The following is a 23,706-nucleotide window of genomic DNA, read 5'->3' on the forward strand; positions in this document are numbered from 1 at the left end:
ATGAACCATGACAAGTCCATATCTTTGTCCGAACTGCAAAACCAACAGAACGCGTTTTAATCTCATCGAGCAGCATTCAGAACCTGTGAAACTTGATCCAGCAACTGGAGCGATTGTCGAAACATATGAAGGAGATCAGCTTTCTCCTTTTCACATGAACTATCAAGGACCGAAAATCAAAGTCCAGTGCGGCGTTTGCGGATTAATTGAGGATGAAAAAACGTTCATTAAGCTGGCTGAATATCATCAATATTCATCTCCTTCTTAATACGAGAGCCTGACACTTTTTGTCAGGCTTTTTTCTATGTTTCTTTTGCCTATACAGATCGTCCCTTTCTTGCATACGCTACAAAAAACACATTGCAGAGAAAGAAGGGATAAAGACGTGCAGCAGCTCTACGAGATGAATCACTTTCTATATCGTCCATTAGCTACCTCCCCCCCATACCATCCGAGAAACACCATTTCCAAAGCTGTTATTCGATTATTTCACGCTGCACCGGATTTAAGTGAGCTTGCTGTATTTGTGAATCAGCATGAAATCCAAAAAAAGCTGCCATACGGTCAGCTGTCTGCTTATATGGAATGGGATGAAGGTGTTTATGAGATAGAAGTATTCAAGCTGGCTACAAAAGAAAGAATTCTTTCTTCTCGTATGATGATTAATGGAAACGAGACTTACACGCTATGTATCACAGGAGCTCGTACCGGCTTTGCGCTGCTCACAGAAAAGCAAGACTCGCTGATTAAGCAAGATGAGCTATCAGCACTCACGTTTATCCAGCTGTCACCAGACCTCCCTTTCATTGATATATATGAACGAGATCAAGGCATGTTATCAAAGGAGCTCGGATATGTAAACGGCACCCAAACCCACCACTTCTCTCCGAATAAGTATCACTTTGAATTAAAAGCTGCCGGTACTCAAAGTGTACTGCTAGATATTCCGAAAGTTCACCTGCAAACAAAGCGGGCCTATCTTATTTTACTTCATGGATTTGCAAACGGAGAGCCAGAGCTAATGGCAAAAGTCGTCTTGTCTCACCAAATGTAAAAAGAGCCTTTCCAAATGGAAAAGGCTCTTAGCGTGTAGACAAACCCTCGCATTCGGTGTCAGTCCTGCGTGCTGGTGCTCACGAATGTCACATTCACTCTGCGCCGGTACTCGTCCTTCCTAGAATGCAAAGGTTTTCAATCACGCTGAAAATAAGATAAATAGCCTTTCCAAATGGAAAAGGCTATTTACGAGACATCTTCAGCTTTTTCTTGTTTTTGAAAATCAAAAGCAAGAATCATGGTACCTAAAAATAATGCACAATAGGCGATATTTAAGTAAAACTGGTCGATATTTTCTGCTTTTAAATGAGAGGCAGCTGTCATGCCAAAGTATGCAGCAAATAAGAGCGACAGTAAACTAAAATATTGATAGACTCGCTTCATCGTTTCACTCCTGACTTACACGTTCTATTGCTTTGGATGATAATATGAGAATTCAATTTCATCATTCTCAAGATCAATTTTGTTCGCTTTGACATACATATCATTCGTCAGCGGCATTTCTGAAAGGCGCACTTCCACCGTTTTTTGGTCTGGTTTCACATGAACGAAATCAGGCAGTTCATAGAATTGACCCATGTAGCTTAAAACAAAACTGATTGGGATGCTTAATTGTCCAATTGAAAAGTCATCTACTTTCAGCAGAACATCCCCATTATCTTCAACAGATGGTGTAAATGATACATTTGCATTAATCGTTGAAGAAAAAGCTTTGATTGCACCTGTTACTTTCACATCTTGGTCAATCGCAACATGAAAGTCGGGCATATCGCTTGATCCTTGGTTTTTCAAATAATCATTGACAAAGCTGGTAAGCGACTCTTTTGAACTAGAAATGTTAAAAGCATACTCGCTGTTCACTTCTTTTTTCGAAGCGGATTGATCGCTCGGCAGCAGCATAAAAATACCGCATACAAGAACAATCAATAGATTAATTGACAGTAAAATAAAAAATAAACTCTTCCATTTTTTCATCTTTTCACCCTATTCCTTCGGCAGTCCTTCTTTTTTCACTTCTGAGAATAAACGATTTGCCATAAGAGAGTACCCCTTTTGGTTTGGGTGGAAATCATCATCTGCCAGTAATTTTTCATCTTGATCATCTTCAAATAAATCTGCTACATCGATCATATCAGCATTGCCGTCTTTTTTTAGTTCTTTTTCGGCAGCAGCATTCCAGTCTTTGACGACCTCATCAATATCTCTCAGCTCAGACAAGCTGAATTTAAAAGGATTGTACATACTGACATACATGATCTTTGCATGGTCATTATGCTCTCTTAATTGAGCAAGAATGGTCTTAAAACGCTCTTCAAAAGGACCTTGCTCTTTTTGAAAAGGAGCAAATGTCAAGTTGAGCACATTTTGACGGACGACATGCATTAAGTCATTTCCGCCGATCGTAAAGAAAATATAATCAGCGTCTTTCAGTCCATCCTGCACTTTTTTTTCTTTTAATCTTTTTAATAAATCTACCGTTCTACTGCCTTTAATGGCATAGTTTTTTAATGTAACAGACTGTACACCGTCCACCGCTTCTATCTTGTCACGGGTGATGCCGGCATACCCTTTTTTATTTTGATCTCCGATTCCTTCTGTTAAGGAATCTCCAACCGCTGCAATTGTAATATGTTCTTTTACGTTTTGTGTGTCTTCTAGTTTATCCTTTATGCCAGCCTCTTGCGCGGAACATGCAGAAAGAACAAAAGCTAGAGACATCACAATCAAAATCAAACGAGCCTTCAAACGATGATGTCCCTCCTTTTTCTGATTAAAAAAGTGTATCATGTTTTCACTCATTTGAACATCCTTATGCTAGCTTCGATTCAGTGTTTTGATGTCCTTGATGATTTCATCATATGGCGTATTTTGAACACCATCATAGTTTTTCATCACTTTTCCTTCTTGATCAACGAGGAAAAACAGAGATTGATGTATCACTTGGTCTTCGTCTTCAGGTTTTTTCACAATCGTCTTAAAGCTTTTCATTGCAAATTTTTCAATCGCTGACTGCGAGTAACCAGTGAGAAAATCCCAATTTTTAAAGGATAATGGATATGCTTTTGCAAATTCCTTTAGCTTTTTCGGTGAATCCACCTCTGGATCGACGCTAAATGAAATGATGTGCGCATCCAATTTTTCTTCTTTTAACCGTTTTTGTAGCTCTGTCATATGTGCGGTCATCGGCGGACAAATCGTTTCACAGCTTGTGAAAATAAAATCTGCCACCCAGACTTTCCCCTTTAAATCGTCGAGCGACACCTTTTGACCATCCTGGTTTTGATACTCAAACGGCTGGATTTGATAATTTAATGCATCCTTGATTTGTCCATTTGAACATGAGACTAAAAGAAGCACGCTTATAATCGTAAGCGCACCAAATAAGGCTCCCCTTTTTGTATACATGACCATTACATCCCCTTTTCAATCAATCGGTATAAAAAGTAAAGCCTATAGCGCCCTTACCAGTATGACAGGAAATAATCGGTGTTGTATAAGCGATGTCAACTAGTGCATCAGGTGTATGATCAAGCAGTGCTGCTTTAAGCTTTTCTGCAAGTTCTAATGCGTCTGCATGTGCAATCCCAATGGCCTGAACGGTTTTCCCTTTCACCGCCTGTACATACTGTTTTGTCAAATAGCGGACAAGAGCGGAGTAACTTCTCACATTCGCTTCTGGTGTGTATATGCCGTCTGTTAAGCTGGCAATTGGTTTAATATGAAGAAGTGAACCGATCAGCGCCTTTCCTCTTCCAATTCGTCCACCTTTCACGAGATTTTCTAATGTATCGATTGTGACAAATAGCTTTGTTTTAAGACGAATTTTGTCCATTTCTTTGAGGATGTCATCACGGCTTGCCCCTTTTTTTGCAAGCTCTGCTGCTTTGGTGACTTGAAACCCTAAACCATAGGAAATAAAATTCGAATCGATGACAGTGATATTTCCGTCTACCATTTTAGAAGCGCTTTCAGCAGTTTGAACCGTACCACTCATCCCACCAGTTAAATGGATACTAATGACTTCGCTTCCATCTGCCGTCAGTTTTTCATATAATTCGACGAATTGACCGATCGCAGGTTGAGACGTTTTCGGCAGTTCCTCAGCGGCCTCCATTTTTTCAATAAATTCATCTGGCTGTATGTTCACTCGGTCAATATAATCAACCCCAGAAATGGAGATATTGAGCGGAATGACATGAATGGAAAGATCATTGATTTTTTCTTGCGGAAGGTCCACAGTTGAATCTGTTACAATTTTAATTTGTTTCACTATCGTCTCATCCTTGCTGTCTTAGTCTTTACATATGATATTACCTTATTTCGTGCATACTTGAAAACAACTGTCAGAACGTTTTTGAAATTGTCACATTTTCTTCTTTTCATGTAAAAAATCCTTGCCAAGATGGGTAGCCGCTATTTGAAAATGGCCGCTCACTCTCTTTGGCAAAGATTCCAATTTACGCATTGTGTTTTAGTGTAGGCTCTTGGTAGATCTGTTCATATGTGCTCCACTTGACGTTACGTTTCACATCCTCCCTGAAAGAGTACACATGCCTCTTTCCCTTAGATACATAGACTTTTTTCAAGAAAGCTTCAAGTCTAAAGGTGAGCATGAAACCATAGGATTCATCTCCCTTTAAAACAGGGACTTCTGTTACCTTGATCTGAGCTCCATCCATCCGTCTAAAACATATTGTTTTGAGCAGCACAAACGATCAATCCTCTTTTCCAATTATCTGTTAAGCCTAAATAAATAGGTGGAATAAATCTTGATCTTTATTCACTTCAACATAGTGGAAGCCTTTTTTATTCATTCGGTCAATCAGCGCTGCATAGTCATCTCTTTCTTTCAATTCGATCCCAACAAGCGCAGGTCCTTTGCTTCGGTTATTCTTTTTCGTATATTCAAAGCGTGAGATATCATCATTTGGCCCTAACACTTCATCTAAAAATTCCCTGAGAGCACCTGCTCTTTGCGGAAAATTAACGATGAAATAATGCTGGAGTCCTTCATAAATCATGGAGCGTTCCTTGATTTCTTGCATTCGGCCAATGTCATTATTGCCTCCGCTGACAATACAAACGACATTTTTCCCTTTAATCTCCTCACGATGTGCATCTAAAGCCGCGATCGGTAACGCACCCGCTGGCTCAGCTACAATTGCACATTGATTATACAGCTCTAAAATGGTTGTACATACTTTTCCTTCTGGTACAAGACTAATCTTATCGACAACAGACTGAAGCGACGTAAACGTCTTTTCGCCAATCCGCTGAACCGCTGCTCCATCTACAAACTTATCTATTGAATCAAGTGTGACAACCTCCCCTTTCTCGTGGGAAGCATGAAGTGAGGCGGCACCAAGCGGCTCGACTGCAATAATTTCTGTTTCTGGTGCGATATTTTTCATATACGTGCCAACGCCAGATAACAAACCTCCGCCCCCAACACTTGCAAATAAAAAGTGAGGCTCCACTTCGATATCATTTAATATTTCTACAGCAGTTGTTCCTTGTCCTGCCATGACATCTAAATCATCAAATGGATGGATAAATTCCCGCTTTTCCTTATCTCCGCATTTGACTGCTTCATGATACGAATCATCAAAGGTATCTCCGGTTAAGATAATGTCAACATATTCTTTTCCGAAAAGCTCCACTTGAGATACTTTTTGCCTTGGTGTGGTAGCAGGCATAAAGATTTTCCCGTGGATACCTAAATATTTGCAAGAATAGGCAACGCCTTGTGCGTGATTTCCTGCACTGGCACAAACAATGCCGTTTTCTAGTTTTTCTTTTGGCAACTGGCTCATTTTATTAAAAGCGCCTCTTAATTTAAAAGAACGAACAACTTGCAGGTCCTCTCTTTTTAAGTAGACATTACATTCATATCGTTCAGAAAGTCGCTCATTTTTTTGAAGTGGTGTATGAATCACTACATCCTTCAAATTTTGATGGGCTTTTAAGATGTCTTTCACTTGAATTAGCGTGTTTTCTTTGAGCAACGGTTTCATGTACAAGATCCTTTCTCTTTAACCTTATTTAATTTGTCATTATAACATGAATATTCAAAAAATAAACCAATAGATCATGGATCGGAGATAAATTTCATGAACTTTTTCGTTTTTCTATACATTTGTTCTAATTGGGTGTTATAATAAAACCAATTAGAACCAAAAGAAAGGAATCGCTCGATGACCACACATCCGTTTGCTAATATATATGGAGAACACCAAGATATAAAACACGCCATTCATTTGGCAAAACAATTCACGAAAAACGATCAGCCTGTGTTGATCACAGGAGAAATTGGAACAGGCAAATCACGCTTTGCACAAGAAATGGCCCATTCATTTGCTGCGCAGGCTTCGATGAAACATATCTACTGCCCCATTGTAGATGAAGAGACTTTGAAGGAAGCATTTACTCATGCGGCAAATCATGTGATTTATTTAGACGAAGTCAGCGCATTTAGTATTCCTATGCAGCATCAGGTCATTCGTTTTCTCGAAGATTCTCCTGCAACAAAAATCATTGCTTCTTCGTCTTTATCATTAGAGGCGATGAGCGTTTCGTCCAGTTTTTTACCTGAGCTGTTTTATCGGCTCAATGTGCTTCATATCCCTCTCCCGCCCTTAGAAGATCGAAAAACAGATATTCCTATTTTAACCGCTGCTTTCTTTCAGGAACTGAACATGACGCCTGACATCGACTCAAGTGTGTGGGAAGTCTTACAGCAATATTCGTTTGAAGGGAATATCCAGGAGCTCAAAAATATCGTTCATTATGCAGCTGCAATTCTCGAAGGGCAAACGGTTTTCTTGCATCACTTGCCACCTTTTGTATTATTACCTCAACAAACAGCTGGTAAAGGAAAAAAAGAAGAACACCAGCTCACGCTTATGGAGAAACAAGAATTTGTTTTCTTACTCGAAGCCATTAAGTCTCTAAATGAAAAAGGAGAAGCAGCCAGCAGACGTATCTTGTCTGAGTTAAGCAAACAAGGCGACATCCCGCTGACCCCTCAGCAAGTCAGGAGTCGATTAGATGATCTTGAGAAAAAAGCCTATGTGACGAAAGGGAAAGGCAGAGCTGGAACGAAGATTACACTTGAAGGTCTCTCATTTCTGAAGTCGCTTGATGGTTATATACCGGTTCAATAAAGGAGGACATCCATTGTTTACTGTAAAAGAAGAAATTGCCAACGCAATTACACATGGCATTGGCGTCATTTTATCCATTCCCGCCATTGTTTTTCTCGTTTTATTCGCTGTTCAATACGGCACTGTCACTGACATTATTAGCTTTTCGATATTTGGCGCGTCGATGCTGCTGCTTTATTTAAGCTCTACTTTGCTTCATAGCATTCGGCACAAAAAAACAAAAGATGTATTTGAAATCCTTGACCACTCTGCGATTTATGTATTGATTGCTGGTACATATACGCCATTTTTGCTTGGCCCATTAAAAGGCGCACTTGGCTATACTCTTCTTGCAATCGTATGGGCACTTGCTGCAGGCGGTATCGTTTTTAAAATCTTTTTCGTCAAACGGTTTATCATTGTATCCACCCTTGTTTATTTATTAATGGGCTGGATGATTATCATCGCAATTAAACCTCTGTACATTCAATTAACAGGAGCTGGATTCAGCCTCTTACTATTAGGCGGTATTTTGTATTCAGTCGGAACGATCTTTTATATTTGGCGGAAAATTCCCTATCATCATGCGATTTGGCACAGCTTTGTTCTCGGTGGAAGTGCATCCATGTTCTTCTGCATTCTATTTTATTGCGTCAACATCCCAGCATGATTAAAAAACCAGCATCCACATTCGGATGCTGGTTTTTTCTATGCGCGCTTTTGTGCGTAATCACTCATCTTGACCGGTGCTTTTATATGGATATCGACATTAACTGGACGAAGTCTTTTGACGATCTTCCCTGTTAAAAGACGGTCTGTGCCGCTTGTTTCAACCGGAACAAGTGAGCAGTTACATTCTTCAGCAAGCGTTTCTGCCATGACACGATACTGTTCAGAAAGCAACAGACTCTGGCCAGATAGAACTCTTTCTCTTGCTTCTTCTAATAACGCCTCATCAGATTGATTCTGCTTGATCACCGCCATCTTCTTCAACCATTGTTTTAAGATGGGATAGCGAAACAGATGCGGTTTTGCCATAAAAGCAAATGGCTTCTCTAAGTGACCAATCAGCAATGTCGTCGTCACTGGATGATGTGCTTCTGTGACATAAATAACAGGGCCATCTGGCAGCCTTTTTTGCTGATGAATGGTCATGACCGATCCTGATTGATCAATACACCCTCTGGCAAACCTTTTTGCATGCTCATGGATGAGATGCATTCGTTTCGTATAGGAAATGCGTGGATCCGTTAATTCATGATCATACAAATGCCTTATACTTTTAAAAAAGGATACAACAACATAAATCGTTAAAAACCAATAACGAAACAACCGTACTCCTCCTACTCACTTATCCTTCTTTTCTGTCATAGACGACAAATTCATAATTGTAGGGGTTCTTTTCGTCACGACGGCCTTTTTCACGTGATACAATCGTCCAATTCTCTTCATCGTAATAAGGGAAGAAACGGTCGCCTTCAAATGAATGATGGATGTGCGTGATATATAGACGATCTGCGTATGGCATCATTTCCTCATACAGCTTAGACCCGCCAATGATCAATAATTCTTCCTCGGTCTTCGCAATGTTTAAAATATCATCGATTGAATGAACTACCTCGCATCCTTCAGCTTGAAAAGAAGAACTTGTGGTTAACACGATATTCCGGCGGTTAGGCAGTGCTCGTCCAATTGATTCAAACGTTTTTCTGCCCATGACAATGGTATGGCCACTTGTGACTTTTTTAAAATACGCTAAATCAGCGGGTAAATGCCAAGGCATTTGATTATCTTTGCCAATGACTCTGTCTTTTCCTGTCGCCACTATCATGGAAATCATACACTGACTTCTCCTTTAATATGCGGATGTGGATCATAGTTCTCGAGCACAAAATCATCAAACGTAAAATCAAAAATACTTTTGACATCTCTAGTGATGCGAAGCTGCGGAAGTGTGCGCTCCTCACGCTCTAACTGCATTTTGACCTGCGGAAGATGATTTTGATAAATATGAGCATCTCCTAGCGTATGAATAAACTCTCCTGGCTCAAGGTTTGTCACTTTGGCAATCATCATCGTTAGAAGTGCATACGAAGCAATATTAAAAGGCACACCTAAAAAGATATCTGCCGAACGTTGATAGAGCTGGCACGATAATTTACCGTTTGATACGTAAAATTGAAACAAGCAATGACAAGGAGGCAGCGCCATCTGATCAATTTCTCCTGGATTCCACGCACTGACAATCAATCTTCTCGAATTAGGATGATTCTCAATATCATGGATCAGCTTGCTGATCTGATCTACTGTCTCTCCGTCTCCACTCGCCCATGATCTCCACTGCGCACCATACACACGCCCTAGCTCTCCATTTTCATCTGCCCATTCATTCCAAATACGGACACCATTTTCTTGAAGATATTTGACATTTGTATCACCTTTTAAAAACCACAGTAACTCATGAATGATTGATTTCAGGTGTAATTTCTTTGTTGTTAATAAAGGAAACCCTTCCTGTAAATCAAATCTCATTTGGTAACCGAACGTGCTGATAGTGCCTGTTCCTGTTCTGTCACCTTTTTCATCCCCGTGCTGTAATACATGACGGCATAACTCTTTGTATTGTTTCATTTTTTTCATCCTTTATTTATGTTCTTGTTGTAGTTTACCTTATTTCTGCTTTTGTTGAAACCAATTGAAACCAAAAAAACATGTCTGCAAGATGAGCAGACATGTTTTTCTTTTTATGCTTGATTCACTCGATCCTGCTCTTCGTCCTTAATATCTTGGTGAGAGTGAGCTATGCGACTTGCTGCTGCAGCGGCAAGCGCAGCGACAAGGTCATCAAGGAAAGTGTGTACTTCACCAGGACGACCTTCATCTAATTCTCTAATAATACCAAATTTCTCTTTGTCTAGATAACCGAAGTTGGTCAAACCGATTGATCCATATACATTGACAATGGAAAGCGGAATAATCTCATCAATTCCATATAACGGTTCATCTGTTTCAACTAAATGCTGCAAAGGTTCTGGCAAAAGCTTTTTTTCTGCCAGCTGATCAAGAGCAAGTCCTGTCAAAACTGCGTGGACAATTTCCCTTTTATTCAGCACTTTTTCAACATTTTCAATGCAGACACTAAGTGGAAGATTTGGGTTGTATTTCTCTTGGAGTTTCAGCACAATGTGTGCAATATCTTCTATTTTCACTCCACGCTCGTTTAACATCTGTTTTGTAATGCGAACCATTTCGTTCATTGTATACTTTTTCAATTGGCATGACATCTCCTTCTAGTGGCTCATCCAGCTCGGCGGGGTGTTTTTATCCCAGTAAATATTACCGAGTTCATGATGCGTCTGGAATCCATCTTCTGCTGTATGGTAGTGAAAGTTAAACCAATATCCGCTGTGAGGCGGCTGATCTCTCCTGACATGAAAACGAAGCAAATCTTCTCCAGTCTTTCTATTATAAATGTGGAAGATTTTTTCCCCATTTCCGCTTGAAGGCTGATCAGTTAAAACAACATCTTGAAATTTTTCGTCATCTTTGAAATTTGTTAAAAAGTCGGTTAACACTTGTTCAATTTTTGGTTGAATCTCTTCTCTATACTCGTCCTCAATGACAGGTGTGATTTTACGACCAAATTTGAGAAAGGATTGGTTTTCTGCACTTAATAGAACCTCTTGCTTATATTGCTCAAAGGGGTCTACCCGCTCTTTGTTGTCTTCTTGCGATAATTCCCAGCTGCGCGTAGCATCTGATGTATCATAAACTGCTGTATAAGGTGATTTATCAGATGAAGAAAGTTCAGATGGCTTGTCTGTCATCAAAGCTGATGGAGGAGAGATTAAACCAAAAGTCGCAATCGTAAAGAGTGCAACGAGCGGTTTTCTCATCCACATTTTCATGATATCTAATTCCTTCCATAAGTTATCATACTGCTATTCTAGCATATAATGAATTTTCAGTCATTCAATTTGGTCATTGAGTTCAGACTTTCTTTTTCATGATAAAACGTTTACAATGACAGTAACGACGACTAAAATTTGGGAGGAATGGATATGCTTGAAGGGTTTTTCATCACAGCTTCCTTGCTGACGTTATTTTATTTTGTCTATATGGAGATCACCGATTAAAAGCCCTGAAATAGGGCTTTTTTAATTGTTAAGAGTGATTAAAGTTTTGTTGATTTGTCTTCTTCTATTGAGATATATCCGTAATGGAATTGGGCGGTTTTACGTTTCATCACCTGAAATTGATAGGAATCAGTGGTAAATCGTGTGCTTTTCCAATGATCTTTTAAAACCACTCTTTTTCTAGCCACTCTCATTGCTTCTTTCACAGCGGTTTCATGGTCAAAATGATGCTCAGCTGCATGACGAAGCGGCATCATACTAGCAGACTCTTGTATGGTTTCTTCGAACATTGGATCAAAATAGACGATATCATAGGATCGATCAGGGAGCTTCTTTAACCGCTCAATACTATCCCCGCTGATAACAGATATCCGTTTCATCGCTTCGTCTGCCTCTCTCACACCCGTTTCCCATGTGATGAGTCCTTCTCGAACAAGCAATGCCGTCATCGGATTTTTTTCAATACCGGCCACTTTTCCATTGGTTCCTGTAGTGCAGCTTGCGGTAATCGCATCAGATCCTAAGCCAAGCGTACAATCTAAAAAGGAATCGCCCGGCTTTAATTGTGCTGCTTCTATTAATGGATCTTTTTCCCCTCGCAGAACCCGCTTCACCCTAAACATCGCTGAGCTTGGATGGAAAAAGAACTTTTCACCATTTGGCTGATACCATTCAAATCGTTCTTTCCCAACAACGAGTACATCCCCCCGCTTGATCGCAAGCTGTTTGACAGATTGTTTGCGCCGCTCGATATACTCACCATGCAAGTCCTTTGCGAGGGCCTTTGCCGTTTCAATTGTTTGTTCATTTGCTCTAAAGCTTGTTGTAATGAGCATGACGTTCCTCCATCATAATCAAGAAAAAATGCCCTGATGGATCACAGGACATTTCAACATTTGTATTAGCAATGTTTTTCAAATGCAGATAAGACGTTCTTCATAATATCTTCCATTTCATGACCTTCAATTTCGTCACGCGGGATAAAGTGAACAAGTTCATTTTCTTTTAAAAGTGCCATAGATGGAGAAGATGGCTCCTCACCTGTGAAGTATTCTCTCATTTTAGCCGTTGCTTCCCGGTCCTGACCAGCAAAGACCGTCACCATTCGATCTGGTGCTTTTTCTGCTTTCATGACAGCTTGAGTAGCAGCAGGGCGTGCTAAACCAGCAGCACATCCGCATACGGAATTGACGACAACAAATGTTGTTCCTTCTGCTTTCTGCATCGTTTTTTCTACTTCTTCTTCAGTCGTCAACTCTTGAAACCCTGCACTTGTTAGTTCTTGGCGCATTGGTACGACGAGCTGACGCATATATTCTTCATATGCCATTGACATAAAAAAGCCCCCTCTATAATCCTTATGTTGTGAATAAAGGATACTATAGAGAGAGCCAATTTTCAAATGATCAATTTCACATTAAATTTTCATGATTCCGCCTGTATTGGCTGATGTCACAAGTTTTGAGTATCTGGCAAGGTAACCTGTTTTTACTTTTGGCTCAAAGCCTTTCCAGTTTGCTTTTCTTTTTTCCCATTCTTCTTCCGGGACATCTACACTTAAAATGCGTTTTTCGATATCAACAACGACATGATCACCATTTTCAACAAAGGCAAGCGGGCCGCCTTCTGCTGCCTCTGGAGAAACGTGTCCAATAGACAATCCGCGAGAAGCACCGGAGAATCGTCCGTCTGTAATTAAAGCAACCTTTGGACCAAGTCCCATTCCAACAATTTGTGAAGTTGGTGCAAGCATTTCAGGCATACCTGGACCGCCTTTAGGTCCTTCATAACGAATAATGACAACATGTCCTGCTTCTACTTTTCGATTAATGATTCCTTCAAGTGCTTCTTCTTGGGATTCAAATACGATCGCAGGTCCTTCATGACGTGTGATGCCGTCTTGTACACCGCCTGTTTTAATGATTGCTCCATCTGGCGCAAGGTTTCCAAATAAAACGGCTAAGCCGCCCTTTTCAGTAAATGGCTTGTCAATTGGATAAATGACGTTATAATCTTTTACCTCATGACCTGCAATGTTCTCGCCTAACGTTTTCGCTGTGACGGTCATGGTATCTAAATGAAGAGCCCCCTCTTTTTTGGACAATTCATTTAGTGCAGCAGTCACTCCGCCAGCTTCATGTAAATCTTCAATATATACATCTGAAGCTGGAGCAAGTTTCGATAAATGCGGCACTCGTTCTGCGACTTCATTGATACGCTCAAGTGAATATTCAACGCCTGCTTCATTTGCAATCGCCAATGTATGAAGAACTGTATTTGTTGAACCACCAAGTGCCATATCTAAAGCAAATGCGTTATCAATCGCTTTTTCGGTGACAATATCACGTGGTTTAATGTCTTTTTTGATTAGCTCCATCAATTGTTTTGCTGATTTCTTCGCAAATTCTCTTCGTTCTGGTGAAGTCGCCAAAATGGTTCCATTTCCAGGAAGAGCAATCCCTAGCGCCTCTGCTAAACAGTTCATTGAGTTTGCTGTAAACATACCAGAGCAAGATCCGCATGTTGGACAGCCAAATTGCTCTAATTCGTTTAATTCCTCTTCATTAATTTTCCCTGATTGGTATGCGCCTACGCCTTCAAAGACAGAAGAAAGAGAAATTTTTCTGCCATCACTTGTTCTCCCAGCTTCCATCGGTCCACCACTGACAAATACAGTTGGGATATTCACACGCATGGCAGCCATCATCATACCTGGCGTGATTTTATCACAGTTTGGAATACAAACCATGCCATCAAACCAGTGTGCAGACACCACCGTCTCTACTGAATCAGCAATGATTTCACGGCTTGGCAATGAATATCTCATCCCAATATGCCCCATCGCAATACCATCATCTACCCCAATTGTATTGAATTCAAATGGAACACCGCCAGCTTCACGAATGGCTTCTTTCACAATTTTTCCGAATTCCTGAAGATGGACATGCCCTGGGACAATATCAATATAGGAATTACATACGGCAATAAACGGTTTGCCAAAATCCTCATCTTTTACCCCAGCTGCTCTTAGTAAGCTTCGGTGAGGTGCTCTGTCAATTCCTTGTTTAATCATATTACTGCGAAGTTCTGCCATCTGTTTAAAAAGCCTCCTATACTACTAGTCTTGTTGACTGTATGATTTTGAGTTCATTTTATTTTACAAATTTTCTGTTTATTTAGCCACCTATAATAGATAGTGACTGATTTCTCTGCTGAAGCAAGTGCTCAGCAAGGATTGTGTCATAAAATCTGACCTCCAATATTCTATATTGGTACTACTATATAGAGTTTTTTCTCATATTTCAACAATATTCAAAATAATTTTTCTAAAAAAATTTTTCTGCCAATAAAAAATCCATTTTCAGAAAACAAGCTGCCTTTTATTGGCAGCCTGCTTGTCTTTCTTATGATTCTGATGCATTTTTTCTACTTTCTGTCATTTGCTTCCACACAGAGCCTTTTGCTTCTTCTCCGTGCTCAATTCGTTCGATGGCCATTTTCACTTGAAGACTGACTTCAAATTCAGGGTCCTGCTCCGCTTCTTTTAAAGCTTCTAGTGCTGTTTCGTCACCTTCTTCATAAAGGAACATGGCCGCACGCCAGCGGACAAGCTTACTTGGGTCCTTTAAGGCTTGAATCATCGCTTCAATCGCACTAGGATCACCAAGATCCGAAATACAATCTCCTGCAGTTCTTCTAACTGTCACTGTTTTATCTTCAAGCCCTTTATACAAAATAGGCAAAATGGCTGGATCTTCAATCATGCCAGCATTCACAACAGCTTGTCTGCGAATCGATGTTTTTGGGTCCTCCATCGCTTTCATTAAAACAGGTATATCTTTTTTCTCTGGCTGCATTTGCTCTAAATGAGCAAAACGTTTCTTCCAATCTTCATCACGCAGCATCTCTTCTGTCACATCATATGCTTTTCGGTTCACTTGTTTATCTACAGCCTCTTGACCTTCCTTCACTGCCTCTGTTAAACGGGATAAACGCTCGTCGTCATATGCAGCTTGCAGCTCTTCTGTGACTTCTTGACCGATATCAGCAAATTCTCCAAAACGTACGCCATGTTCTTTCCACACACGTTCAAATACAACATTATCAGAACTGCTTCTTAGCTTTAAAATCGCTGCCTGGAAACGTTCAGGCATTCCAAATCGTTCTTCTCTTTCACCGTCTGTCAGCTTCACCTGCATCGGAATCCCATTAAACATTTGAACAAACACTTTGACTTCTCCAAATGTGTCATCACCTGACTGCGATTCTCCCTGAAGACCTTCTGTTTCTTGTCCAAAGGCTTCTCTGACTTGCTGTAAAATACCTTGCCAGTCAAATTTCGCATTACGCTCAACCGCTAAGAAATCGGCTACATGGTAAACACCTTTTACACCTTCAATGGTTAAAATGCGCTTGATCATCTCTGGCGCTTCGTCTTTTTGATCTTTTTTGTAGTTATTGCTTTTACCGCCTGCAAGCGCTTCTGTCAAAATGACTTTCATTGTATTCGGGCTTGGCGTTGGTTCTATGGCAGTTATTTTCATCTATACATCCTCCTTACACACATAAAGACCCTACTCATCTGTAAGGCCGCATTCTTCTTTCCATGTCTTAATAAATAGACACATAAACTCATGCCGCTCATGAGCCAGCTGCTTTCCAGCACGTGTGTTCATCAAGTTTTTTAATTGAAGCAGCTTTTCTTGCATATGCAAAAGTACTGTGCCTTGGTGAGCACCCTCTGTATAGTGAGGCTCCCCTTTTGCACCTGCATATGTAAACACCCTTGCAATCCCAGTTGCACCTATCGCATCTAGCCGATCTGCATCTTGAACAATGGCCCCTTCTAATGTCACTGGCTTATGCTGCATATGCCGGTGACGAAAAGACATCGTTGTAATAATATCCATGATATAGCGAATATCTTGCGTGTCCACTTCCCACAAAAGGAGCTGCTGCTTGAGATCATGCGGTGAAAGCTTCCATTCACTAGACAGCTTGTCATCAATGACATCATGGATAATCGCTGCCATTTCAATGACAAAAAGCGACCCGCCCTCCTGTTGTGCAATATGGACGGCAAGCTGGCGCACACGATTGATATGAGCTTCATCGTGTCCAGTCGGTTCATTCTTTAGCTGTTTTGAAACAAAGGAGGCAGCTGCCTCCAATTGTTCTTGCTGCTTACTCAAATTCATGCTTATTTCTCCAAAAGAGCGATAATGGAGCTTTCTAATTCTTTCGGTGGTGTTTTAGGAGAAAATCGTTCAGTCACTTCTCCGTTTTGGTCAACGATAAATTTTGTAAAATTCCATTTCACCGTTTTTGTACCAAGCACACCTTTCGCATGACTCGTTAAGTATTTGAAAAGCGGATGCGCATTGTCACCATTGACATCTACTTTTGCAAACATCGGGAAGGTCACACCATAGTTTAACGAACAGAATTCTTGAATTGCTTCTTCCCCTTCTGGCTCTTGATTCATAAATTGATTGCACGGAAATCCTAAAATTTCAAGGCCCTTTTCATGATATTGATCGTATAACTCTTGTAATTGTTTAAATTGAGGGGTCAGTCCACATTTGCTCGCTGTGTTCACGATGATCAGTACTTTCCCTTTGTAATCTGCCATTGATTTTTCCTGACCGTTAATGGTCTTGACCTGAATATCATAAATTGACATCTCATATCCTCCTAGGATTCACTTTTTCCTATCGTAACATGCTTCTTTTAGAAAATCGCTTTTTATGCTTTCTGCTAAAAGAGTCCAGTCACACTGCCGTCTTCTAATAAATCCATCTCAAGTGCCGCAGGTTTTTTAGGGAGACCTGGCATGGTCAGAATGCTTCCTGTTAGTGCAACGATAAAACCTGCTCCTACAGATGGTTTTAACTCTCGAATCGTAACGGTGAAGCCTTTTGGTCTGCCGATTAAAGCCGGATCATCCGATAGTGAATATTGCGTTTTTGCCATACAAACCGGCAAATGGGCCCAGCCATTTTTCTCAATTGCAGCTAGCTGCTTTCTTGCTTTTGATGTAAGGTTGACGCCGTCTGCACCATAAACCACTTTGGCGACTTTTGACAACTTTTCTTCAATGGAATCTTGCTCCTCATATAAATAAGAAAAGCTGTTTTCATTCTTTTCAATGAGTGTCGTGAGCTCTTCGGCAAGTGCTACGCCGCCAGCTCCCCCTTCTTCCCATACATTGACCGCTTTGACTGGATGTCCATTCGTTTCGCACCAGTTTTCTATTGCTTGAATTTCTTCTTTTGTATCGGTAATAAAACGGTTCACTGCAACGATATATGGTAGACCGAAGGCTTGCACTGTTTCAATATGCTTCTCTAAATTATGTATACCTTCTAATACAGCCTGTGCATTTGCTTCCTTGAGCTCTGTTTTCTGCATTCCGCCATGCATTTTTAGCGCCCTGACAGTTGCTACAATGACAACAGCGCCTGGTTTAAAATCACCGGCTCTTGTTTTGATGTGAAGAAATTTTTCCGCGCCGAGGTCTGCACCAAATCCCGCTTCTGTTACGACGTAATCTGCTAGTTTTGCCGCCATTTTTGTGGCAATTAAACTATTGCATCCATGTGCAATATTGGCAAAAGGACCACCATGAACAAGGGCTGGAGTTCCTTCAATCGTTTGAACAAGGTTTGGTTTCAGCGCATCTTTTAAAAGCAAGGTTAATACGCCTTCATATCCTAGATTTCCAACTGTGACCGGTTCACCTACTTGATTGTAGGCAACAACAATAGAAGAAAGACGTTTTTTCAGATCGTTTAAGTCGTCTGCTAAACAGAGGATGGCCATCATTTCGGATGCAACCGTAATATCAAATCCATCTTCTCTAGGGTACCCATTTAATTGACCGCCAAGTCCTACGACCACTTGTCTTAGAGCACGATCGTTTAAATCTAACACTCGTTTCCATACAATTCGGCGTGCGTCGATTCCAAGCTCATTTCCGTGATGGATATGATTATCAATAAAAGCAGATAAAGCGTTATGTGCAGATGTAATCGCATGAAAATCCCCTGTGAAATGAAGATTGATTTCTTCCATAGGTAACACCTGTGAATATCCGCCGCCAGTTGCACCGCCTTTAATACCCATTGTGGGACCTAGTGAAGGTTCACGCATGGCAATGATCGCTTTTTTCCCAATTTTCTCGAAGGCTTGACCGAGGCCAACTGTTACGGTGGACTTCCCCTCACCTGCTGGCGTTGGGTTGATCGAAGTCACAAGAATCACATTTCCTTCTTTTTGTTCCTTTAAACGGTCAAAAATAGTCAAAGATATTTTCGCTTTTGTGAAACCATAGCATTCTAATTCTTCGTCATGTATTTGTAATTTTGCTGCGATGTCTTGAATCGGTCTCAGCTTTGCCTTTTGGGCAATGTCAATATCTGATAAATGCTTTGTAATCATGATTAATGGCCTCCTTTTTTGACAGAAACAGCTTTCTTTTTTGCTCTATTTTTCATTGTAACATAATTGAAACATTGAAATATCGCCAGAAAGTTCCTATAATGAAGTGAAATTAGCTTTGGTTCAGGGGGTGGCGAGTTGCCTATTAACATACCAGTTCATCTGCCGGCAAAACAAATACTAGAGAGCGAAAACATTTTCGTCATGGATGAGACAAGGGCATTCAAACAAGATATCCGTCCTTTGAATATCGTGATCTTAAACTTAATGCCAAAAAAAATACAAACTGAAACGCAGCTGCTGAGAATGCTCGGAAATTCTCCGTTGCAAGTGTATTTTACATTTTTGATTCCAAGTACACATACACCGAAGAATACATCGAGAGAGCATCTAGATGAATTTTATACGACCTTTGACTCGATTCGCCATAAAAAATTTGATGGCATGATCATTACAGGTGCACCAATTGAGCATTTAGCTTTCGAAGAAGTTTCCTATTGGAAAGAACTGCAGGACATTTTGGACTGGAGTAAAACGAATGTGACGTCTACTCTCCATATATGCTGGGGGGCACAGGCTGGTCTGTATCATCATTATGGCATTGAAAAAATCAAGCTTCCAGAGAAAAAATTCGGTGTCTTTGAGCATCTTGTCAAAGAGAAAAAAGAAAGATTAGTAAGAGGTTTCGATGAAGTATACTATGTCCCACATTCTAGGCATACAGATATTAATACAGAACAATTAAAAAACACGCCGAATCTAAAAGTATTGAGCACGTCTGAGGAAGCTGGTGTTTGTTTAATTGTTTCAGATGATGATAAACAAGTATTTTTAACTGGACATCCTGAATACGATACAGATACATTGAAGCAGGAATATGAAAGAGATTTGTTGAAACATGATACAGTCAAAAAACCCGTCCACTATTTCATAGAAGATGGAGACACATTAGTTCCAGTGAACCGCTGGAAAGCCCATGCTACTTTGCTGTTTATGAATTGGCTTAATTACTATGTTTATCAAGAAACACCATATGTGTGGGAATAAAATAAACTGTAGTCTGATGATAAATGCTTAAAATGTGTTAAAATACAAATGGCTCTGTCTTCCATTATCAATTTAGTCTGTTTGTTTTTTAAAATTAGTTTAATTCTTTCGTAACGAATGATATGCTCTCGCTGTTTATATGTTATCTTTATGTATATGTAGACCTATGAGATTTATAGTTTTCGTACGAAGTTTTGTTGTTGTTGATTACATTTGAGGTGAATATTCTTGAATACCAATAAAAAAATATTAATCTTGACCGCAAATTATGGAAATGGACATATGCAGGTTGCAAAAACACTGTATGATGAATGCAAATCCCAAGGGTTTGAACATGTGATAGTTTCTAATTTGTATCAAGAATCAAATCCCATTGTGTCTGAAGTGACTCAATATTTATATTTAAAGAGCTTCTCCATTGGGAAACAATTTTATCGCTTGTTTTATTACGGTGTAGATAAAATTTACAATAAACGCAAATTTAACATTTATTTAAAGATGGGAAATAAGCGTCTTGATGAATTAATTCAATTACACAATCCGGATATCATCATCATTACATTCCCGATGATTGTTGTACCTGAATACCGAAACAAAACAGGTAAAGTCATTCCAACATTTAATGTGATGACAGACTTTTGTCTTCATAAAATTTGGGTACATGAAAACATTGACCGATACTATGTTGCAACCGATTATGTGAAACAAAAGCTAGTAGAAATCGGCACACATCCAAGCGATGTCAAGGTAACAGGCATTCCGATTAGACCACAATTTGAAGTAGACGTGCCTAAATCGATCATCTATAAAAAATATGGATTATCATCAGACAAAAAAGTCCTTCTCATTATGGCGGGTGCCCATGGTGTACTAAAAAATGTGAAGGAACTGTGTGAAGCACTACTTCTTGACAGTGAAGTACAAATTGTTGTTGTGTGCGGTAAGAATGCAGCGCTGAAGCAATCGCTTAGCGAACTTGAACAAGCACACCCAAATCAATTGAAGGCGCTTGGATATGTGGAACAAATTGATGAATTGTTCAGAGTAACGGACTGTATGATTACAAAACCGGGCGGAATTACATTAACAGAAGCAACAGCAATTGGTGTCCCAGTTATTCTTTACAAACCTGTTCCAGGACAAGAAAAAGAAAATGCTCTTTTCTTTGAAGATTACGGCGCTGCCATTGTCATCAACAGACACGAAGACATTTTAGAATCTGTCACCAACTTGCTACAAGACGAAGAAAAATTAGAATCCATGAAACAAAACATCAAAAAATTACACTTAAAACAATCTTCTCAAACCATTTTAGAAGATATCGTCGAACAATCAGATCTGATCATGAGCAACAAATCGTATGCTCAAGCATTATCATAAAAAGGTGCCCGTCATTGACGGACACCTTTTTTCTTTTAACCTTGATTCCCATTCGTTGTATACACTTCTTCAAACGGCTGCACGACAACAAAGCCACTTCCGCTAAACTTCATTTGAATGGACTCTCCGCTTCCCCTGCCAATAAACGTTTTGAACGATACATCTGTCACAAATTCAGTCTGCAAATCTCCTGACCATGCGACCGTCGCATTCGGATCTGTATAAACAGAATCACCTGGCTGAACAATCAGCGTCAGCGGTTCGTAATGACTTGTGATTGCCACAAGACCTGGTCCTTCAAGTTTGACATTAAATAATCCGCCTGCAAGCATGCCAGACACCTTTTTCATTAATTTAATATCCCACCGAACAGACGGTTCAAATGCGAGCAAGTCGTTTCCATTAACGAAAATAGACTCCCCTTGAGCCAATCGAAGAATCGAGATTTTTTTCCCTTGGTCTGCTACATATAATTTCCCATCACCTGTGGCCTTCATCAAAGAAGTTCCTTCTCCTGATAACATTTTTTTGAACATCTTTGAGACACCGTGTTCAAACACACCTTCACGTTCAAACTTTATTTTCCCGCGATATGAAACCATGGAGCCTGTTTTTGCCCAAATGGTATCCGTTAAATTAATTTCTAACAATCTTGGTGTTTCAAGTTCAAAGACCCCTTCCCCTTTGTCTTCTTGCTGCGTATTCTGAACAAACTCCTCAATTGTGTAACGATTCATGACGCACCTCTTTCTGTATTTTTACTATATACGGACAAGTTATACGTTAGGTTTCATGAGATTAGGACGTTTTATAGATAAATGTCATTCACTAAAAAAACAAAAAAATCAAACATTCTGCTCAAAATTTGGCTTGCCTGCTTGACGCTTTACTTTTGATGGTGTATAGTGGAACCATCATTTAACAACTTCTTAAGTCGTTAGGTGATGAAAAATTTTTTTTAGTATGCCAAAAGGTGTGCTACAGTACTAGGAGGAAAAAGCAATATGCAAAACGGTAAAGTAAAATGGTTCAATAATGAAAAAGGTTTCGGCTTCATTGAAGTTGAAGGCGGAGACGACGTATTCGTTCACTTCACAGCTATCGAAGGTGACGGTTACAAATCTCTAGAAGAAGGACAAGAAGTTTCTTTTGAAATCGTTGAAGGTAATCGTGGACCTCAAGCTGCAAACGTAACAAAAATCTAATCAACTCAATCAATGATGAAACGACAAAATAAAGAGAGGCGTATGCCTCTCTTATTTGATTTTCAGCTGAATTTCAATCGCTAAAATATTTTGCTTTAATCTTTGTTCAATTTCAGAGATATCTTTTTCGAGAAAAGGTCTTCCCTTCTTTGCAACATCTACCAGTTGCTCTAGATCACTGTACACCTCTTGAAATGTCCGATGTAATACCGTTTCAAAATCCTTATTATCCATGCCGGCCTTCCCCTTTTCCTCTATTATCCGTCACTTAGTCAAAAAGTAACTCAACCAAAACTTTCTATAGTTATATCGGCTCATTTTTCAGAATATGTTCTTTTTTTACACATTCTATTCGTTTTTTTTCGTGAGCGTATGATACATCTAGGGGAAAACCGGAGTGTACGCTTATTTTTTTAGTAATTCATTCCCGTATTGTTTGATCTTCTCTCCTACCGTGCATTGCTGAATACAAAAGGAGTGCGCGTATTTTTTACCAAATTCTTTACGAAAGTGCTTCTTAATCAAACAATCTGAACAATACGTGTCTTGAAGATCTGTTAATTCTTTTACTGCTGTTTTTTTATCCACTTTATTCAGCTCCGTCTACTTCTAATTTCAACTTACTTTCGATAGGGACGTCTGCAAGTATCTGTCTGGCAAGCTGATCTGCTTCTGCATTTTGTTTACGATCGATGACTTCATATGTTGGCGTGAGCTTCAGCTCTTTGATCGCAGCCTCAATTCGGTCGAGCCATTTGTTATGTATATCATCATAACAAGGCCATTCCCCTTTGAGCTGATTCATCACAACAAGAGAATCTCCTCTAATCGTTACAGAGTTTCTGCTGGCTCCCAGTTCTTTTAAAGCTTTTACCGCTTCAAATAAAGCCGCATACTCTGCCTCATTGTTCGTGGTGCTCTGAAAAGGCTGATTCTTCCTTAATCGGTATGCATCCTGTCCGAGCTGATAATACACGACAATTCCAAGCCCAGCATCACCTGTTTCTTTGCGAAAACTCGCATCAAAATAGACCTGAAGCTGATCGGGTTCAAGCCTAAGTTCTTCGTTTAGCTTTTCAAGTTCTTTCGTCGACCACATCGCACCCTTTTCATCTTCAAATGATAGAAGTGACTGCGGTTCTTTTTTGTCTATATATTTTGCTAAAAGCAAGGCCTCTTTGAGCTCCATCCAATCTTCTTGGAAAAAAGCAATGGACCCAATCGATTTCACTTTCATTGTATAGTGCGCTCTTAGTTTCATTGATCACATCGCCTTCCCATACTTTTAAGGTAAACGTT

General features: G+C 39.9%; 30 protein-coding genes. 7 read left to right on the forward strand and 23 right to left on the reverse strand.

The genetic code is table 11. The features are described from left to right. Positions 1–7: 7 nt before the first annotated feature. Together ACTJKA_RS10360 and ACTJKA_RS10365 are read left to right on the forward strand one after the other, a co-directional pair. Positions 8–268 carry a hypothetical protein gene (locus ACTJKA_RS10360; protein ID WP_008346413.1) on the forward strand — a complete coding sequence of 87 codons (261 nt, stop codon included), beginning with the start codon at positions 8–10 and terminating at the stop codon, positions 266–268. A 117-nt stretch (positions 269–385) separates the two neighbouring features. After that, the gene (locus ACTJKA_RS10365) at positions 386–1,054 is read left to right on the forward strand and encodes a DUF4397 domain-containing protein (RefSeq protein WP_144610222.1); all 669 of its coding nucleotides are present in this window, start codon (positions 386–388) and stop codon (positions 1,052–1,054) included. A gap of 188 nt (positions 1,055–1,242) precedes the next feature. Here the strand turns inward: ACTJKA_RS10365 and ypmT are convergent, their stop codons facing one another. The 7 genes from ypmT to ilvA all read right to left on the reverse strand — a co-directional run bounded on the left by ypmT (position 1,243) and on the right by ilvA (position 6,071). Then, entirely contained in the window at positions 1,243–1,440 is a 198-nt protein-coding gene (ypmT, locus tag ACTJKA_RS10370; RefSeq protein WP_008346409.1) for a protein YpmT, read from the reverse strand. A gap of 24 nt (positions 1,441–1,464) precedes the next feature. After that, entirely contained in the window at positions 1,465–2,031 is a 567-nt protein-coding gene (locus ACTJKA_RS10375; protein ID WP_024718556.1) for a YpmS family protein, read from the reverse strand. 9 nt (positions 2,032–2,040) lie between these two features. Continuing rightward, a complete protein-coding gene (locus ACTJKA_RS10380) occupies positions 2,041–2,802 on the reverse strand; it encodes an SGNH/GDSL hydrolase family protein (protein WP_025207511.1) in 762 nt (253 codons plus the stop codon). A 69-nt stretch (positions 2,803–2,871) separates the two neighbouring features. Further along, positions 2,872–3,462: a cytochrome c oxidase assembly protein gene (locus ACTJKA_RS10385; protein WP_007500791.1), complete on the reverse strand. Its 591-nt coding sequence runs from the start codon at positions 3,460–3,462 to the stop codon at positions 2,872–2,874. Between the two features lie 22 nt (positions 3,463–3,484). Continuing rightward, positions 3,485–4,327, reverse strand: a complete 843-nt coding sequence (locus tag ACTJKA_RS10390) for a DegV family protein (protein ID WP_017359697.1) — start codon at positions 4,325–4,327, stop codon at positions 3,485–3,487. 187 nt (positions 4,328–4,514) lie between these two features. Then, complete coding sequence (locus ACTJKA_RS10395; protein WP_008346400.1) at positions 4,515–4,766, reverse strand: YpmP family protein; 252 nt, start codon at positions 4,764–4,766, stop codon at positions 4,515–4,517. A 36-nt stretch (positions 4,767–4,802) separates the two neighbouring features. Then, entirely contained in the window at positions 4,803–6,071 is a 1,269-nt protein-coding gene (gene ilvA, locus ACTJKA_RS10400; RefSeq protein ID WP_008346398.1) for a threonine ammonia-lyase IlvA, read from the reverse strand. Positions 6,072–6,251: 180 nt separating this feature from the next. On the opposite strand from ilvA, the gene ACTJKA_RS10405 reads away from it, so the two are divergent. Further along, entirely contained in the window at positions 6,252–7,220 is a 969-nt protein-coding gene (locus tag ACTJKA_RS10405) for a sigma 54-interacting transcriptional regulator (protein ID WP_216099357.1), read from the forward strand. A gap of 13 nt (positions 7,221–7,233) precedes the next feature. Next, positions 7,234–7,869 carry a PAQR family membrane homeostasis protein TrhA gene (trhA, locus tag ACTJKA_RS10410; protein ID WP_008346394.1) on the forward strand — a complete coding sequence of 212 codons (636 nt, stop codon included), beginning with the start codon at positions 7,234–7,236 and terminating at the stop codon, positions 7,867–7,869. A gap of 38 nt (positions 7,870–7,907) precedes the next feature. Here the strand turns inward: trhA and ACTJKA_RS10415 are convergent, their stop codons facing one another. The 12 genes from ACTJKA_RS10415 to ACTJKA_RS10470 form a co-directional block, all read right to left on the reverse strand. Continuing rightward, on the reverse strand, positions 7,908–8,531 hold the full coding sequence (locus ACTJKA_RS10415; RefSeq protein WP_017359699.1) for a lysophospholipid acyltransferase family protein: 624 nt from the start codon (positions 8,529–8,531) through the stop codon (positions 7,908–7,910). A 19-nt stretch (positions 8,532–8,550) separates the two neighbouring features. After that, positions 8,551–9,039: a type 3 dihydrofolate reductase gene (folA, locus tag ACTJKA_RS10420; RefSeq protein WP_046526877.1), complete on the reverse strand. Its 489-nt coding sequence runs from the start codon at positions 9,037–9,039 to the stop codon at positions 8,551–8,553. Continuing rightward, the gene (locus tag ACTJKA_RS10425) at positions 9,036–9,830 is read right to left on the reverse strand and encodes a thymidylate synthase (RefSeq protein ID WP_017367468.1); all 795 of its coding nucleotides are present in this window, start codon (positions 9,828–9,830) and stop codon (positions 9,036–9,038) included. The genes folA and ACTJKA_RS10425 overlap by 4 nt, the downstream gene beginning before the upstream one ends. A gap of 113 nt (positions 9,831–9,943) precedes the next feature. Next, positions 9,944–10,471, reverse strand: a complete 528-nt coding sequence (locus ACTJKA_RS10430; protein ID WP_008346387.1) for a phosphatidylglycerophosphatase A family protein — start codon at positions 10,469–10,471, stop codon at positions 9,944–9,946. An 18-nt stretch (positions 10,472–10,489) separates the two neighbouring features. Next, entirely contained in the window at positions 10,490–11,107 is a 618-nt protein-coding gene (locus ACTJKA_RS10435) for a YpjP family protein (RefSeq protein ID WP_440607755.1), read from the reverse strand. 266 nt (positions 11,108–11,373) lie between these two features. Beyond that, a complete protein-coding gene (locus ACTJKA_RS10440) occupies positions 11,374–12,171 on the reverse strand; it encodes a class I SAM-dependent methyltransferase (RefSeq protein ID WP_440607756.1) in 798 nt (265 codons plus the stop codon). Positions 12,172–12,236: 65 nt separating this feature from the next. Further along, a complete protein-coding gene (locus tag ACTJKA_RS10445) occupies positions 12,237–12,671 on the reverse strand; it encodes a BrxA/BrxB family bacilliredoxin (RefSeq protein WP_216099358.1) in 435 nt (144 codons plus the stop codon). A gap of 81 nt (positions 12,672–12,752) precedes the next feature. Continuing rightward, on the reverse strand, positions 12,753–14,429 hold the full coding sequence (gene ilvD / locus ACTJKA_RS10450) for a dihydroxy-acid dehydratase (protein ID WP_007500822.1): 1,677 nt from the start codon (positions 14,427–14,429) through the stop codon (positions 12,753–12,755). 310 nt (positions 14,430–14,739) lie between these two features. Next, positions 14,740–15,879 (reverse strand): conserved virulence factor C family protein, encoded by a 1,140-nt coding sequence (locus tag ACTJKA_RS10455; RefSeq protein ID WP_017367471.1) that lies wholly within the window; start codon positions 15,877–15,879, stop codon positions 14,740–14,742. Positions 15,880–15,909: 30 nt separating this feature from the next. Beyond that, positions 15,910–16,533, reverse strand: coding sequence for an HD domain-containing protein (locus ACTJKA_RS10460; RefSeq protein ID WP_025207517.1), 624 nt, complete (start codon positions 16,531–16,533; stop codon positions 15,910–15,912). 2 nt (positions 16,534–16,535) lie between these two features. Beyond that, complete coding sequence (locus ACTJKA_RS10465) at positions 16,536–17,018, reverse strand: glutathione peroxidase (protein ID WP_007500827.1); 483 nt, start codon at positions 17,016–17,018, stop codon at positions 16,536–16,538. 74 nt (positions 17,019–17,092) lie between these two features. Then, the gene (locus ACTJKA_RS10470) at positions 17,093–18,775 is read right to left on the reverse strand and encodes a formate--tetrahydrofolate ligase (RefSeq protein WP_440607757.1); all 1,683 of its coding nucleotides are present in this window, start codon (positions 18,773–18,775) and stop codon (positions 17,093–17,095) included. A 138-nt stretch (positions 18,776–18,913) separates the two neighbouring features. On the opposite strand from ACTJKA_RS10470, the gene metA reads away from it, so the two are divergent. Continuing rightward, a complete protein-coding gene (gene metA, locus ACTJKA_RS10475) occupies positions 18,914–19,822 on the forward strand; it encodes a homoserine O-acetyltransferase MetA (RefSeq protein ID WP_008346374.1) in 909 nt (302 codons plus the stop codon). Between the two features lie 228 nt (positions 19,823–20,050). After that, a complete protein-coding gene (locus ACTJKA_RS10480; RefSeq protein ID WP_007500831.1) occupies positions 20,051–21,202 on the forward strand; it encodes a diglucosyl diacylglycerol synthase in 1,152 nt (383 codons plus the stop codon). Positions 21,203–21,237: 35 nt separating this feature from the next. On the opposite strand, the gene ACTJKA_RS10485 is transcribed toward ACTJKA_RS10480, so the two are convergent. Then, positions 21,238–21,939 (reverse strand): AIM24 family protein, encoded by a 702-nt coding sequence (locus tag ACTJKA_RS10485; protein WP_007500832.1) that lies wholly within the window; start codon positions 21,937–21,939, stop codon positions 21,238–21,240. Between the two features lie 267 nt (positions 21,940–22,206). Between ACTJKA_RS10485 and cspD the strand changes: the two genes are divergently transcribed. Further along, positions 22,207–22,407 (forward strand): cold-shock protein CspD, encoded by a 201-nt coding sequence (gene cspD, locus ACTJKA_RS10490; protein ID WP_003215784.1) that lies wholly within the window; start codon positions 22,207–22,209, stop codon positions 22,405–22,407. Positions 22,408–22,458: 51 nt separating this feature from the next. On the opposite strand, the gene ACTJKA_RS10495 is transcribed toward cspD, so the two are convergent. The 3 genes from ACTJKA_RS10495 to ACTJKA_RS10505 form a co-directional block, all read right to left on the reverse strand. Then, positions 22,459–22,641, reverse strand: coding sequence for a hypothetical protein (locus ACTJKA_RS10495; RefSeq protein ID WP_008346368.1), 183 nt, complete (start codon positions 22,639–22,641; stop codon positions 22,459–22,461). Positions 22,642–22,812: 171 nt separating this feature from the next. Then, entirely contained in the window at positions 22,813–22,995 is a 183-nt protein-coding gene (locus tag ACTJKA_RS10500) for a zinc-finger domain-containing protein (protein ID WP_008346366.1), read from the reverse strand. A 1-nt stretch (position 22,996) separates the two neighbouring features. Continuing rightward, positions 22,997–23,668, reverse strand: a complete 672-nt coding sequence (locus ACTJKA_RS10505; protein WP_322535784.1) for a ribonuclease H family protein — start codon at positions 23,666–23,668, stop codon at positions 22,997–22,999. Between the last annotated feature and the right edge of the window lie 38 nt (positions 23,669–23,706).

The sequence above is a fragment of the Bacillus sp. 22190 genome, assembly GCF_052045575.1.
GTDB lineage: Bacteria > Bacillota > Bacilli > Bacillales > Bacillaceae > Bacillus > Bacillus altitudinis.